Source organism: Pseudomonas ogarae, from assembly GCF_014268695.2.
Classification (GTDB): domain Bacteria; phylum Pseudomonadota; class Gammaproteobacteria; order Pseudomonadales; family Pseudomonadaceae; genus Aquipseudomonas; species Aquipseudomonas kilonensis.
Genome location: NZ_CP077086.1, coordinates 659,130 through 674,118, shown reverse-complemented (window position 1 = coordinate 674,118; position 14,989 = coordinate 659,130). Strand labels below are relative to the sequence as shown.

The window sequence follows — 14,989 nt, the reverse complement described above, 5'->3', positions numbered from 1 at the left end:
TTTTGAGAGTTTTGTTTTTACCCGCCAGTCGCTCCGGAATGTTCCGTTATCCGTCACCTTCGCTTTTTGGGCGATGCCTTGTGGGCAAGAGGTGCCTTGGCACGCTGGCGCTTTTTTGATCAATTCAAATTCGGTAATACGTTGTGCAGCACGTTCGGGTCTTTGAGCAGGCCGGCGGCACTGGCGATGTCCGGCGCCAGCCAGCGATCCTGGTCATAGGCCGGGACGTGCTCGCGCAGCAGTTTCCAGGCGATGTCGGTGCCGGCGCCGAAGCGTTGGGCCTTGAGAAATTCAAAGGCCTGGGCCGCCAGCAGGTATTCGATGGCGAGGATCTGCGTGCAGTTTTCCAGCGCCCGGTGCAGCTTCAGGGCCGCGTTGGTGCCCATGCTCAAATGGTCTTCCTGCAACCCGGAGGTGACGAAATTGTCGAGCACCGCCGGTTGCGCCAGTTGCTTGTTCTCCGCGCACAGCGATGCGGCGACGTATTGCACGATCATCATCCCCGAGTTCACGCCGGGGTTGGCCACCAGGAAGGCCGGCAGGCCGCTGACGTGGGGATTGATCAAGCGGTCGAGGCGACGCTCGGCGATGGAGCCGATCTCAGCCACGGCAATCGCCAACAGATCCGCCGCCAAGGCGACCGACTGGCCGTGGGGATTGGCCTGGGACATGACCCGGAAGTTTTCCGGCCTACCCAGCAGCAGCGGATTATCGGTCACCGCGTTGAGCTCGGTTTCGATCTGTTGCCGGGCGTGGGCCAACTGGTCGCGAGCCGCACCGTGCACCTGGGGAATCGAGCGGATACTCAAGGCATCCTGGGTGCGAATGCCCAGGCTCGCGGCGATGACTTCGCTGCCGTCGAGCAACGCCCGCAAATTGCTCCCGACCTTCTGCATGCCCGGGTGCGGCTTGAGGGCGATGACTTCGGCATCGAACGCGGCAATCTGCCCGCGCTGGGCTTCGAAGCTCATGGCGCCGATCACATCGGCCCATTGCAGCAGCCGCGTTGCATCGGCCAGGGCCAGGCAGCTCAGACCGGTCATGCACGGCGTGCCGTTGACCAGGCACAAACCGTCCTTGGCCCCCAGTTGCACCGCTTGCAAACCCTCTGCGGCCAGGGCTTCTTGCGCCGGGACGATTTGCCCGCGATAGCTGACCTGGCCGACACCCAGCAGTGCGATGCCAATGTGCGCCATGTGGGTCAGGTAACCCACCGAACCCTGGGACGGCACTTGCGGTGTGATGCCGCGATTGAGCAGCGCCAGCAGCGCTTCGACCACCCGGCGATGGATGCCGGACTTGCCCTGGCTGTAGTTGAGGATCGCGGCGCAGATAATCGCCCGGGTCTGCTCATCGGAAAGCGGCGCACCGACGCCACAGGCATGGCTGAGCAGGGTGTTGCGCGACAGCTGGCTGAGCTGTTCATCCTTGAGCGAAACATTGCACAAGGCCCCCAGGCCGGTGTTGACGCCATAGGCACGCTCGCCGCTTGCGACGATGCGCTGGACGATGGCCTGGGCATTGTCGATCCGCGCCCAGGTCTGGGTCGACAGCTCGAGCACAGCGCCGAAGCGCGCGACGGCGACGACCTCCTGCCAGCGCAGCGGGGCGCCGGTGATTACGATTTTTTCAGCCTGGGACATCTTCAACCTCATGAAAAATTCATTTCAGCATCACATCTGGCTTAAGGCATAGCCTCTGTGGCGAGGGAGCTTGCTCCCGCTGGACTGCGCAGCAGGCCCAAAAGAAGCGGCCGCTGCGCGCCCGAGCGGGAGCAAGCTCCCTCGCCACAAAAGCGCGCCGACCACCACAACCTCAAACCACCGCCGCCCGCCGTTGCACAAACCGATCGACATACTCATCCGCCGGCGAGTGCAGGATCTCCCGGGGCGTGCCGACCTGGATCAGCTTGCCGTCCTTGAGGATCGCAATGCGGTTGCCGATGCGCACGGCCTCGTCGAGGTCGTGGGTGATGAAGACGATGGTCTTGTGCAGGGTCTTTTGCAGCTCCAGCAACTGGTCCTGCATTTCCGCGCGGATCAGTGGGTCGAGGGCGCTGAAGGCTTCGTCCATCAGGATGATGTCGGTGTCCGCCGCCAAGGCCCGGGCCAGGCCGACGCGCTGGCGCATGCCGCCGGAGAGCTGGTGCGGGTATTTGTTCTCGTAGCCTTTCAGGCCCACGGTGTTGATCCAGTGCAGCGCTCGCTCGGCGCACACCTGCTTGCTCTCGCCGCGCACTTTCAAGCCGTAGGCAACGTTGTCCAGCACGCTCTTGTGGGGCAGCAGGCCGAAGCTCTGGAACACCATGCTGATCTTGTGCCGGCGAAATTCGCGCAGGGCGTCCATGTCCAGTTGCAGGATGTCTTCGCCGTCCACCAGGATCGCGCCGCTGGTAGGGTCGATCAGCCGGTTGAAATGGCGCACCAACGTGGACTTGCCGGAGCCGGACAGGCCCATGATCACGAAGATCTCGCCAGTGCCGATGCTCAGCGACAGGTCGTTCACGCCGACCACGCAACCGGTTTCGGCCAGCACCTGGTCCTTGGTCTTGTTCTGGCGGATCAGCTCCAGGGCTTCCTTGGAGCGATTGCCGAAAATCTTGAAGACATTCTTGACTTCGATCTTGCTGATGGCTGCGTTGCTCATTTGCTCACCTCGTGCCGAGGACGACCATAGGCCTGGGTAATGCGGTCGATGACCACGGCGAGAATCACGATCGCCAGCCCGGCTTCCAGGCCGCGTCCGACGTTGAGGGTCTGGATGCCCACCAGCACGTCTTCACCCAGGCCACGGGCGCCGATCATCGAGGCGATGACCACCATCGAAAGCGCCATCATGGTGGTCTGGTTGATCCCGGCCATGATGCTCGGCAGGGCCAGGGGCAGTTGCACGCCGAACAGCTGTTGCCAACGGTTGGCGCCGAAGGCGTTGATGGCTTCCATCACTTCGCCGTCTACCTGGCGGATGCCCAGGTCGGTCAAGCGAATCAGTGGCGGCGCGGCGTAGATCACCGTGGCGAAAATCGCCGGGACCTTGCCCAGGCCGAACAGCATCAACACCGGAATCAGGTACACGAAGCTCGGCATGGTCTGCATGATGTCCAGCAACGGCATCAGCACCGAACGCAGGCGATTGCTGCGCGCCGAAAGAATGCCCAGCGGAATGCCGATCAACACCGAGATCAGTGTCGCCACCAGCATCAGGGCGAGGGTCTGCATCAGCTTGTCCCACAGGCCCACCGCGCCCACCAGGAACAGCAGGCCGACGATCACCGCCGTGGCGACGACCTTGCGGGTGGCGTGCCAGGCGATGCCGCCGACGATGGCCAGCATCAGCCACCAGGGCGCCATGCGCAGCAGGCCTTCAAGGTTGACGATGGCCCACAGCAGGGTGTCGGAGATGTGCCGGAACACATCGCCATAGTTGGTCACCAGGGAGTCGACCCAACCGTTGACCCAATCGGCGATGGAGAAGGTAAAGCTTTCGGGAAACATAAGAGACTCTCGATCAAGTGGATGCGGTGAACGTCCCGGCCAGCCCCACGGTTGGCCGGGAAGTATTCGACCTACAGAGCCGCGTCGATTTTCTTGGCAGCGTCTTCACTGACCCAGGCGTGCCAGACTTCAGGATGTTCCTTCAGGAAGATCTTCGCCAGTTTCGGCGACTCGATCCGCTCCTTGGCCATGCGCCCAAGGTTCTGGTTCAGGATATCGATCGGCAGGTTGACCTTTTCCAGCACCGCCACCAGTTCCGGAGCCTCGTCGTGGAAGGTCTTGGACAGGCCGACCTTGATGCTCACGCTTTTATCCACGCCTGGTTTTTCTTCCAGTTTCACCAGGTCCACCTGGCCCATCAGCGGCGTGGGCGACCAGTAGTAGAACAGGATCGGTTCGCCACGCTTGTAGCTCGACAGCACCGCCGCATCCAGTGCCGGGCCGGTGCCTGGACGGAAGTTGGTGTAGGTTTTTTCCAGGCCATAGCTTTTCAGCATTTCGCTGTTGTCCAGCTCGCAGGTCCAGCCGGCCGGGCAGTTATAGAAGCGGCCCTTGGACGGTTCTTCCGGGTCCTTGAACACAGCCGCGTACTGGCCCAGGTCAGCGATGTTCTTAAGGCCCGGGGCCTTGGCTTCGAGCTTGCGCTTGGCGTCGCCCTCAACCACGTAGCGCGGCACGTACCAGCCTTCGATGGCACCCACGACCGGGGCACCAACGCCGACTACCTTGCCGGCCTTCTCGGCCTTGTTCCAGACTTCGCTGCGGCCGACCCACTCTTCGGCGAACACCTGGATGTCGTTGCTGCTCAAGGCGTTCTCCATGGTGATGGAGTTGCCTGGCAGGCTGTCGGTCTTGCAGTCGTAGCCTTTCTCCAGCACCACTTGCAGGACGTCGGTCAGCAACATGCCGCTTTCCCAATTCAGGCCGGCGAACTTCACCGGTTTGCCCGACTCGCACCAACCCGCCGCTTGTGTGGCGCCGGCGCTGGCCAGCAGGCCCATGGAAAGCAATGTGGTCAGCAGGGTCTTGTTCGACTTCATTATGTGACGCTCCTAATCAGTTGGATTGGCTTACGGCAGTCAAGAGGCATCCAGCCCTGTCAACGTCCCATCAGACCGCTTGAATGCGGCCCGCCCTGCTCGGTTGTGCGTCAACCGTGTCCTGCTCGATTGGCAGGATCAATTGATCGGGTACAGCGCTGTGCCACTTCTTGGCGACGACGTAATACAGCGCCGCCGGAACCACCAGGCCGATGATCCAGGAAATGTCCACACCACCCATGGCCTCCACCAGCGGACCGGTATAGAACTTGGTGGCGATGAACGGCAGTTGGACCAGGACACCGAAGACATAGACGCTGATGCCGAGGGCGTTCCAACGACCGTAGCGGCCGTTCGGATCGGCCAGTGCCGGCACGTCATAGCGCTCGCGAGTGATGCAGTAGTAGTCCACCAGGTTGATCGCGCTCCAAGGCGTAAAGAACGCCAGCAAGAACAGGATGAAGGACTTGAATGCACCGAGGAACGAGTGCTGGCCGAGCAGCGCGATCAGCGTCGCAGCGCCGACGATGACCAGCACGAAGACCAGGCGCTGCAGGCGCGTTACGTTCAGGTGACCACGAAAACCGCTGATGATGGTCGCGATGCACATGAAGCTGCCGTAGGAGTTCAGCGTCGAGATGGTCACCTTGCCGAACGCGATGCTGAAATACAGCAGCGCAGCGGTGGCACCGGTGCCCCCCAGGCCCACGATGTAGGCCACTTCGTGACCGGCGAACTGCCCATTGGCCGAGGCGGCGGCAAACACGCCGAGGATCATCGCCACCTGTGCGCCGATGACGGAACCGGCGCCTGCGGCAAAAAAGGTTTTCACCGAAGAAGTCTTGCTCGGCAGGTAACGTGAATAGTCCGCCACGTAGGGGCCGAAGGCGATCTGCCAGGATGCCGCGAGCGACACCGCAAGCAGAAAACTGCTCCAGCTGAAATGGCGGATTTGCAGGAGTGCGCCAACGTCCGTCTGGCTGATCAGGCGAGCGAACAGGTAAACAAAGGCAATCACACCAATAACGCTGGCGACACGGCCAATGAAGTGAATCACCCGATAGCCGAGCACCGTGACCAGCACGATGACACTGGCGAAAATGAGGATGCCGACACTGTCGCTGACGCCAAACAACTGGCCCAGCGCCTGGCCGGAAAGCACGGTTCCCGTTGCGGTGAAACCCAGGTACATCAGGCACACCAGCACGATCGGGATGGCTGCGCCATACACACCAAACTGCACCCGGCTGGAGATCATCTGCGGCAGGCCCAGCTTGGGCCCTTGCGCGGCATGCAGCGCCATGACGCCACCGCCGAGCAGTTGGCCGATCAGCAAACCGATCAACGACCAGAACACATCACCGCCCAGCACCACCGCCAATGCACCGGTGACAATGGCTGTGATTTGCAGGTTGGCACCCATCCAGAGAGTGAACTGGCTCAACAGCCGACCGTGTCTCTCCGCTTCCGGGATGTAGTCAATCGAACGTTTCTCGATCAACGGCTTGCTGCTTGCACGTGTGCTGGTGACAGCCATGGTTCAACCTCTGTGGATTGTTCTCGTTCGGGCGATGCTTTTTTGTGGGAGCGGGCTTGCTCGCGAAAGCGGTGTGTCATTCAACACATGCCTCGGATGTAAAACCGCCTTCGCGAGCAAGCCCGCTCCCACATGGGTGTTGCGTTATTTACCGGTGATCATCGGCAGGTTCAGCCCCTGTTCCTTGGCGCAATCAATGGCGATCTGGTAACCGGCATCGGCATGACGCATCACGCCCGTGGCCGGGTCGTTGTGCAGCACGCGGGCAATGCGCTCGGCCGCTTCGTCGGTACCGTCGCAAACGATGACCATGCCCGAATGCTGGGAGAAGCCCATGCCGACACCGCCACCGTGGTGCAGCGAAACCCAGGTCGCGCCGCTGGCGGTGTTGAGCAAGGCGTTGAGCAACGGCCAGTCGGAAACGGCGTCGGAGCCGTCCTGCATGGACTCGGTTTCACGGTTCGGGCTGGCCACGGAGCCAGAGTCGAGGTGGTCGCGGCCGATGACGATCGGCGCCGACAATTCGCCGCTGCGCACCATCTCGTTAAAGGCCAGGCCCAGCTTGGCGCGTTGGCCCAGGCCAACCCAGCAGATACGTGCCGGCAAGCCCTGGAAGCTGATGCGCTCGCGGGCCATGTCCAGCCAGTTGTGCAGATGGGCGTCGTCGGGGATCAGTTCCTTGACCTTGGCGTCGGTCTTGTAGATGTCCTGCGGATCACCCGACAGCGCGGCCCAGCGGAACGGGCCGATACCGCGGCAGAACAGCGGACGGATATAGGCCGGGACGAAGCCTGGGAAGTCGAAGGCATTTTCGACGCCCTCTTCCTGGGCCATCTGGCGGATGTTGTTGCCGTAGTCGAAGGTCGGCACGCCCATTTTCTGGAAGGCCAGCATGGCATTGACGTGGACGGCCATCGATTGCTTGGCAGCCTTCACCACGGCGGCGGGTTCGGTCTTGGCACGGGCACGGTATTCGTCCCAGGTCCAGCCGGCCGGCAAGTAGCCGTTGAGTGGGTCGTGGGCGCTGGTCTGGTCGGTGACCATGTCTGGGCGCACCCCACGACGGACCATTTCCGGCAGGATCTCGGCAGCGTTCCCACACAGCGCGATGGAAATCGCCTTGCCTTCGGCGGTGTATTTCTCAATGCGCGCCAGGGCATCGTCGAGGTCCTTGGCTTGCTCGTCGACGTAGCGGGTTTTCAAGCGGAAATCGATGCTCACCTGCTGGCACTCGATGTTCAGCGAGCACGCACCGGCCAGGGTCGCGGCCAAGGGTTGCGCACCGCCCATGCCGCCCAGGCCGGCGGTCAGGACCCAACGGCCCTTGAGGTTGGAGTCGTAGTGTTGGCGACCGGCCTCGACGAAGGTTTCATAAGTGCCTTGCACGATGCCCTGGCTGCCGATGTAGATCCAGCTGCCGGCGGTCATCTGGCCGTACATGGCCAGGCCCTTGGCGTCGAGTTCGTTGAAGTGCTCCCAACTGGCCCAGTGCGGTACCAGGTTGGAGTTGGCGATCAGTACGCGAGGGGCGTTGCTGTGGGTCTTGAACACGCCCACCGGCTTGCCGGATTGCACCAGCAGGGTTTCGTCGTCATTCAGGTTGGTCAGGCTTTCGACGATCTTGTCGTAGCACTCCCAGTTGCGCGCCGCGCGGCCAATGCCACCGTAGACCACCAGTTCCTTGGGGTTCTCGGCCACTTCCGGGTCGAGGTTGTTCATCAACATGCGCAGCGGCGCTTCAGTCAGCCAGCTCTTGGCGGTCAGCGTGTTACCGCGAGGGGCACGGATTTCAACGTCACGGTATTTTTCGGGTTTGCGGGTAGCGTCGGTCACAGCAAAAACTCCTCAGCGATCAATCCAGACCAGCCCGGGCAGTGGGCAGCGATTCAGCGGACGTTGCGTTGAATATCGGTGACTCATACGCATACGTCTTTACTTGTATGTACAAGCATATGCAATCAAGCGGCCAACTTGCTGGAGGCGGTGCTCAGGAACGGTTGGGGGATTGGCTGCAAGCCTTATGATTTAAGGGCTGCCGAGCCGAATGAAATTTTTCAAGAGGGTTTTCGAGGGGGAAATCGGAGGGGCATAAAAGCGTGGTATTGCGCCACGCTGGGGCATTCGGTAACAAGTTGGTGCGCTAACAGGAAACAATGAGCGCGTTTTTTGTGGCGAGGGAGCTTGCTCCCGCTGGGGCGCGTAGCGGCCCTCTTTTTGGGACTGCTGCGCAGCCCAGCGGGAGCAAGCTCCCTCGCCACAAAAGCTCTGTCACAGGTTTTCTTAACAGGCGGTCAGTTCGATCACACAGCATTGACCGTGGGTCGAGACATCCACCAACCCGGTGTTACCGCTCAGTTGCAAACAGTCGTAGAGGCCCAAGTCCACGGCAGACTCACCGATCTTGATAGCCAGTCCAGGAGCGGCACTGAACACCAGCACCGTTCCCGCCTCACTGAAAAACCGCTGCTGGCCGCCCAACCACTGCAACCGCGCGCGGTAACGCTGCGGCGCGTAGATCAGGTTGAAGTCGCGAATCGGTCCGCCCAGCAACGTGCAATAGACATGGCTCTCGCCGCTGAAGGCAAAGGGGTCCAGCGGATGCAGAGCCCGCGTGGCCTGGCCATCGACGTTCAGCGTCATGCCGTCCCCCTGCAAGACACTGATGACCCGCTCGTAACCGGCGAAGGTGGAAAAACCGCCCGACTCACCGATATCGGCAATCGACAGGCGCCAGCCGAAACCTTCCAGGCCGGCGCCGGCATCGCGAGTGATTTCCTCAGTGCTGCCGCCGCCGTTTTTCCACGGCATGCGTGGGTAGTCTGCCGCGCGCAAAACCTTCAAATGGCTCATTTATGAAAGCGCCCTTCCAGACTGTGACGGGAGCCTGGATGGATCAGGCGTGCGGCGGTCACCGGCTGGCGTCCGGACCAGGTACGGCGGCGGATCAACAGGCACGGCTCGCCCCTTTCGATCTGCAGCAACTTGCATTCGCTCGGCTCGGCCAGGATCGCCTCGACCACATGCTCGCCTTCGGTCAGCGGCGCGACCTGGTTGAGATAGGCGTAGGGCGTTTGCACGGTGAAATCCTGCTTGAGGTAGTCCGGCGCCACCAGTGCGTTGACGAAACGGTCCTCGATTTGCACGGGGATGTCGTTCTCGAAATGCACGATCAGCGAATGGAACACCTTCTGGCCTTCGCGCATGTCCAGGGCCAGGGCCCGCTCGGAACCGGCCGCCTCTTCTTCCAGGGTGATGACCTTGCAGGAGTGGCGATGACCACGGGAGGCGATTTCGTCGGCGATGTTGTGCACTTCGAACAACGCGGACTGACTCTTGGGCTCGGCCACGAAGGTGCCGACACCCTGCATGCGCACCAACAGGCCGTCGGCGGTCATTTCCCGCAGCGCACGGTTGATGGTCATGCGACTGAAGCCCAGTTGGCTGACCAGTTCGCTTTCCGACGGCACGCGGTAATGCGGCGGCCAGTTTCCACTGTCGATCTGCTGGGTGATCATCTGTTTGACGCGGGCGTACAGGGGTGCCGGACTGTCACCCATGTTTGCGGCCAGCGGCGGTTTGGCAGGCGGAGTCGGCACGGCGGTTCCCTGTTCTGCGGATAAGAATGCTAGCTTGCCGGAGTTTACCGGCCAGGCAAACGTCTGTATATGTATATACAAATTACGCACGATGAGGTTGAACCATGTCCGCCTTCTTTGCCGAACGCGCGCTGCTGCCTAGTGGATGGGCCCATGATGTACGTCTTGAGGTCGATGCCGAAGGCGTCCTGACCCATGTCCAGGCCGGTTCCCACGCAGACGGCGCCGAACGGCTGGGCGGTCCGCTGTTGCCGGGTATGCCGAACCTGCACTCCCACGCCTTCCAACGGGCGATGGCCGGGCTGGCGGAAGTGGTGGGCAATCCCAACGACAGTTTCTGGACATGGCGCGACTTGATGTACCGCCTCGTCGGAAAAATCAGTCCCGACCAACTCGGTATCATCGCCCGCCAGCTGTACATCGAAATGCTCAAGGCCGGCTACACCTCGGTCGCCGAATTCCATTACGTGCACCATGATATCGACGGCGCGGCCTACGCCGACCCGGCTGAGCTGGCCCTGCGCATCAGCCACGCCGCCAGCGCCGCCGGCATTGGCCTGACGCTGTTGCCAGTGCTCTACAGCCACTCCGGTTTTGGCGGCCAGGCGCCCAATGACGGGCAGCGCCGGTTCATCAACAGCACCGAAAACTACTTGAAGCTTCAGTCACGCTTGCAGCCGATCCTGGCCGGGCAGCCGTCCCAGGCGCTGGGTCTGTGCTTCCACTCGCTGCGCGCCGTGACACCCGGGCAAATCCACGACGTGCTGGCCGCCAGCGACCGTGAATGCCCGGTGCACATCCACATCGCCGAACAGCAGAAGGAAGTCGACGACTGCCTGAACTGGAGCGGCGCCCGCCCACTGCAATGGCTGTACGAAAACACCGAAGTCGACCAGCGCTGGTGCCTGGTCCACGCCACCCACGCCAACGCCCAGGAAGTCAGCATCATGGCCAGGAGCCGGGCGATTGCCGGCCTGTGCCTTACCACCGAAGCCAACCTAGGGGACGGGATTTTCCCAGCCGTGGATTTCCTCGCCCAGGGCGGGCGCCTGGGGATCGGCTCCGACAGTCATGTGTCGTTGAGCGTGGTCGAAGAATTGCGCTGGCTGGAATATGGCCAGCGCCTGCGGGATCAACGGCGCAACCGCTTGTATCGAGCGGATCAGCCGATGGTCGGCCGCACCTTGTTTGACGCGGCGCTGGAAGGCGGTGCCCAGGCTCTGGGGCAACCGGTCGGCGCCCTTGAAATCGGCAAGCGCGCCGACTGGCTGGTGCTCGATGGCAGCGACCCCTATTTGGCCACGGCCCAGGGCGACGGGATCCTCAATCGCTGGCTGTTTGCTGGCGGCGATCGTCAGGTGCGCGATGTGATGGTCGGCGGGCAGTGGGTGGTGCGCGATGGGCGTCATGCCGGCGAAGAGCAAAGCGCCCGGGCGTTTACCCAGGTACTGCGCGAACTGCTGGGCTAACGCGGATAAAAATGTGGGAGCGGGCTTGCTCGCGAATGCGGTGTGACAGCCGACATCTATGTGTCTGATACACCGTATTCGCGAGCAAGCCCGCTCCCACATTGTGGTCCCAGGCGTCGATCAATCCGAAGTTTTGGCCATCTGTCGATCCGACGCGCGCCAGATCAAGCGTGTGGTGTCGTAGCCCTGCTGGCGTGCCTTGCTCAGCAGTTCCTCGCGCACGACGCTATTGACGGTCGGTGTACGGGACAGCAGCCACATGTAGCGACGGCTCGGGTCGCCAACGATGGCGGTCTTGTAGTCATCGCTGACGTACAGCACCCAGTATTGCCCTTTGGCCACGCCCGGCACGATCCGCGAAAACCAATTATCAAACTCGACCCAGAGCTTGTCGGTCTTGCCCGGCACCTGCGGCGTGGCGGTGCCCCTGGCTTCTTCCCACTGCCAGTCAGAAGTCAGGCAGCGATTGAGCACACCCACGTTGCCGTCTGGCTTGAGGGTGTAGTGAGCTTCCGATTGCGCGCAATTGCGCTGGAAGTACATGGGCAGGCGGGCCAATTCATACCAGGTCCCTTGGTAACGCTTGAGATTGACGCTGTTGACCGTCTTGGGTGCCAGCGGATCTTCGCCAGAAGTGGCACAGCCAGCCAAAACCAGGCCAGCTAAAAGCACAAAAACTAACCGCATCATTATTTTTCTCCCGCAGGCCTCTGGCCTCGGTTTACTTCAGGCCTTGGCCGGAAAACATCAACACTTTGTCACCGGCGTACTGCACGCTGATAAAGCTTTTCTGGTCGCCCCAGGTGCAGCTGGACATGCCGAGCGCACCTGAACAATCGGTCGGTTTCCCCAGTAACGTTTCGACTTCGGACTTGGGCATGCCAGCCGACAGTTTCGAATAGTTTTCCTGGTTGACCTTGCTGCATGCAGTCAACACGACGCACATAAACAGCAGGGCGATAGATCGCAGCGACATGGAGTAACTCCTGGAACGAAGGGAGGTGGCAGGGTGCCAACCTGATCCTTAGAAGAGAAAACCCCTATCTGGTTCCCTGACGCGCCCAGTATTTATTGGCTGTGCAGAGGTGTTTCATCGGTGAATCACCCGGTTTGTGACGCCGTCGTACCTTTCGTCGGGATTGGGCCCTTGGCGCCTGATGGGCCGGGCTTTTGCGCCGATAAAAAGTAACAGCGCAAAATCCTGCGTTATGGCAAATTGACAGCCCTTCCTGACCCGTCCCTCCGCGGTAGTGTTCTTAATGACCAGAAACATGAAATTCAGCCATAAAATCCTGCTGGCTGCCGCCCTCGTGGTAGCCATTGCATTCGCTTGTTTCATCCTGTTCAACGACTATCGTCAACGCCAGAGCCTGCACGCCAGCACCGAGACCTCCATGCAGGAACTCGGCAACCTGACCAGCCGTAACATCCAGACGTGGGTCGACGGCCGTATTCAGTTGCTGCAATCGCTGGCCCAGCAGATCGCCGTGGACGGCAATGGTGCCGACAGCCTCAAGCGCGCCGTGGGCCTGCCGGCCTACACCGGCAACTTCCAGCTCAGCTATTTCGGCGGCACCGATGGTGTGATGTTCTCGGTACCGGCCGGCAATCGCGCCGCCGACTACGACCCGCGCGCCCGTGGCTGGTACAAGGCCGCCAACAGCGCACAGCAAACCATCGTCACCGAACCCTACATCGCCGCCTCGTCGGGCAAGCTGGTGATCACCGTTGCCACGCCGGTACAGCGCCAGAACCAGATGATCGGCGTAGCCGGCGCGGACATCGACCTGTCCAGCGTCAGCGCCATCATCAACTCGCTGAACTTCGGCGGCCACGGCCACGCGTTCATCGTCAGCGCCGACGGCAAGATCCTGATCCACCCCGACAGCAAGCGCGTGCTCAAGACCCTGGCCGAGGCGTACCCTAACGGCGCGCCTCAAATCAGCCCGGGCGTGAAAGAAGTCGACCTCGACGGCAAGACCCAATTCATCTCCTTCACCCACGTCAACGGTGTGCCGGGAGCCGACTGGTACGTTGCGCTGGTGCTCGACAAGGACACCGCACTGGCGATGCTCAGCGAGTTCCGCACTTCGGCGCTGATCGCCATGGTCATCGCCGTGGTGTTCATCATCGCCCTGCTCGGCATGTTGATCCGCGTGCTGATGCAACCGCTGCTGGCCATGGGCCGCGCCATGCACGACATCGCCGAAGGCGAAGGCGACCTGACCCGGCGCCTGGTCATCCACGGCCACGACGAATTCGGCGCGCTGGGGACTTCGTTCAACCGCTTTGTCGAACGCATTCATACCTCGATCCGTGAAGTGGCCTCGGCCACCGGCCAGGTCAACGAAGTTGCCCTGCGCGTGGTCAGCGCCTCCAACTCGTCGATGTACAACTCCGACCAGCAGGCTTCGCGCACCAGCAGCGTGGCCGCGGCCATCAACCAGCTCGGTGCCGCCGCCCAGGAAATCGCCCAGAACGCCGCCCTCGCCTCGCAACATTCAAGCGATGCGCGCAGCCTGGCTGAAGATGGCCAACAAGTGGTGGATAAAACCATCGCGGCCATGCAGCAGTTGTCGGCCAAGATCAGCGATTCGTGCGGCAACATCGAAACCTTGAACAGCAACACGGTGAACATCGGCCAGATTCTTGAGGTGATCACCAGCATTTCCCAGCAGACCAACCTGCTCGCCCTCAACGCCGCCATCGAAGCGGCCCGCGCCGGTGAAGCCGGCCGTGGCTTCGCCGTGGTGGCCGATGAAGTGCGCAACCTGGCTCACCGCACCCAGGACTCGGCGCAGCAAGTGCAGAAGATGATCGAAGAGCTGCAAGTTGGCGCACGGGAAGCGGTACTGACCATGACCGACAGCCAGCGCCAGAGCGAAGGCAGCGTCAGCATCGCCAACCAGGCCGGCGAACGGTTGGGCAGCGTGACCCAGCGTATCGGTGAAATCGACGGCATGAACCAGTCCGTGGCGACCGCCACCGAAGAACAGACCGCCGTGGTGGAGTCGATCAACGTCGACATCACCGAGATCAACACCCTGAACCAGGAAGGCGTGGAAAACCTGCAAGCCACCTTGCGGGCCTGTGCCGACCTTGAGCAGCAGGCGGCGCGGTTGAAGCAGTTGGTGGGAAGCTTCCGGATCTAGCGCTTTTGCGGGCCCCTTTCGCGAGCAGGCTCGCTCCCACAGAGACAGTGATCTACTGTGGGAGCGAGCCTGCTCGCGAAGACGGTATCAGCCTCACAGCAAAATCAGAACCTGGACCCAGGCCTGCTCAAGAATTCCACTTCATCAGCCGTGGACTCGCGCCCCAACACCGCATTGCGATGGGGGAAGCGCCCAAACCGGGCAATGATCCTCTGATGCCGCTCGGCATAATCCAGGTTGTCTTCAAACACCGCCCGCTGCGCCTCCGGCTGTTCTCGAACCAAATCGATAAACCGTGACACGGCCTCGTTCTGCACCGCGAGGTTTTCGCAGTGTTCGAGTACGAGGTAGATGAATACCCGCTGGATCGGTTTGAGTTGCCGGTCGAAACCCGCCGCCATGCCCTGGGCCACCAGCGCTTGGGCACGCAGGTCACCGGAGAAGGCCTTGGGGGTGTCGCGAAAGATCATTCGCGGGAGTTGGTCGAGTAGCAGCACCAGGGCCAGCCAACCTTCCGGGCGTTGCGCCCAGTCGGTCAATCCGCCGGCCAGTGCCAGCTCGACCTGATCGCCAAAGCGCTCGTTGGCCTGGCGATCATGGCGTTTGCCGAACCACAGCTTGCCTCTGTCAGCCGATATTTCGTCCGGTGTCTTGGCTGAACCAAACCACCAATCGAGCAACGGCTGCCAGGGCTCGGCCAT

Annotated in this window: 13 protein-coding genes; 2 read left to right on the top strand and 11 right to left on the bottom strand. The window is 61.7% G+C overall.

The genetic code is table 11. The features are described from left to right. Nucleotides 1–119 precede the first annotated feature (119 nt). The 8 genes from hutH to hutC form a co-directional block, all read right to left on the bottom strand. Nucleotides 120–1,643: a histidine ammonia-lyase gene (hutH, locus tag HU749_RS02900; protein WP_186652518.1), complete on the bottom strand. Its 1,524-nt coding sequence runs from the start codon at nt 1,641–1,643 to the stop codon at nt 120–122. A 172-nt stretch (nt 1,644–1,815) separates the two neighbouring features. Continuing rightward, on the bottom strand, nt 1,816–2,646 hold the full coding sequence (locus tag HU749_RS02895) for a quaternary amine ABC transporter ATP-binding protein (RefSeq protein ID WP_050586211.1): 831 nt from the start codon (nt 2,644–2,646) through the stop codon (nt 1,816–1,818). Then, nucleotides 2,643–3,494 carry an ABC transporter permease gene (locus HU749_RS02890; protein ID WP_003196893.1) on the bottom strand — a complete coding sequence of 284 codons (852 nt, stop codon included), beginning with the start codon at nt 3,492–3,494 and terminating at the stop codon, nt 2,643–2,645. The genes HU749_RS02895 and HU749_RS02890 overlap by 4 nt, the downstream gene beginning before the upstream one ends. A gap of 71 nt (nt 3,495–3,565) precedes the next feature. Then, nucleotides 3,566–4,534 (bottom strand): ABC transporter substrate-binding protein, encoded by a 969-nt coding sequence (locus tag HU749_RS02885; protein WP_014336129.1) that lies wholly within the window; start codon nt 4,532–4,534, stop codon nt 3,566–3,568. 70 nt (nt 4,535–4,604) lie between these two features. Further along, nucleotides 4,605–6,071 (bottom strand): purine-cytosine permease family protein, encoded by a 1,467-nt coding sequence (locus HU749_RS02880; protein ID WP_186652515.1) that lies wholly within the window; start codon nt 6,069–6,071, stop codon nt 4,605–4,607. A gap of 144 nt (nt 6,072–6,215) precedes the next feature. Beyond that, on the bottom strand, nt 6,216–7,904 hold the full coding sequence (gene hutU, locus HU749_RS02875; protein WP_186652516.1) for a urocanate hydratase: 1,689 nt from the start codon (nt 7,902–7,904) through the stop codon (nt 6,216–6,218). A gap of 447 nt (nt 7,905–8,351) precedes the next feature. Then, nucleotides 8,352–8,921 carry a HutD/Ves family protein gene (locus tag HU749_RS02870; protein WP_046064103.1) on the bottom strand — a complete coding sequence of 190 codons (570 nt, stop codon included), beginning with the start codon at nt 8,919–8,921 and terminating at the stop codon, nt 8,352–8,354. Beyond that, nucleotides 8,918–9,628, bottom strand: coding sequence for a histidine utilization transcriptional repressor HutC (hutC, locus tag HU749_RS02865; RefSeq protein ID WP_172436109.1), 711 nt, complete (start codon nt 9,626–9,628; stop codon nt 8,918–8,920). The genes HU749_RS02870 and hutC overlap by 4 nt, the downstream gene beginning before the upstream one ends. A gap of 143 nt (nt 9,629–9,771) precedes the next feature. Between hutC and HU749_RS02860 the strand changes: the two genes are divergently transcribed. Further along, nucleotides 9,772–11,136 (top strand): formimidoylglutamate deiminase, encoded by a 1,365-nt coding sequence (locus tag HU749_RS02860; protein WP_186652517.1) that lies wholly within the window; start codon nt 9,772–9,774, stop codon nt 11,134–11,136. A 120-nt stretch (nt 11,137–11,256) separates the two neighbouring features. Here the strand turns inward: HU749_RS02860 and HU749_RS02855 are convergent, their stop codons facing one another. Together HU749_RS02855 and HU749_RS02850 are read right to left on the bottom strand one after the other, a co-directional pair. Further along, nucleotides 11,257–11,826 carry a lipocalin family protein gene (locus HU749_RS02855; RefSeq protein WP_079301546.1) on the bottom strand — a complete coding sequence of 190 codons (570 nt, stop codon included), beginning with the start codon at nt 11,824–11,826 and terminating at the stop codon, nt 11,257–11,259. A gap of 31 nt (nt 11,827–11,857) precedes the next feature. Then, complete coding sequence (locus HU749_RS02850) at nt 11,858–12,112, bottom strand: lipoprotein (RefSeq protein ID WP_018608002.1); 255 nt, start codon at nt 12,110–12,112, stop codon at nt 11,858–11,860. Between the two features lie 283 nt (nt 12,113–12,395). Between HU749_RS02850 and HU749_RS02845 the strand changes: the two genes are divergently transcribed. Further along, nucleotides 12,396–14,288 (top strand): methyl-accepting chemotaxis protein, encoded by a 1,893-nt coding sequence (locus tag HU749_RS02845; RefSeq protein ID WP_200899359.1) that lies wholly within the window; start codon nt 12,396–12,398, stop codon nt 14,286–14,288. Nucleotides 14,289–14,392: 104 nt separating this feature from the next. On the opposite strand, the gene HU749_RS02840 is transcribed toward HU749_RS02845, so the two are convergent. Next, nucleotides 14,393–14,989 (bottom strand): DUF924 family protein, encoded by a 597-nt coding sequence (locus HU749_RS02840; RefSeq protein WP_079301544.1) that lies wholly within the window; start codon nt 14,987–14,989, stop codon nt 14,393–14,395.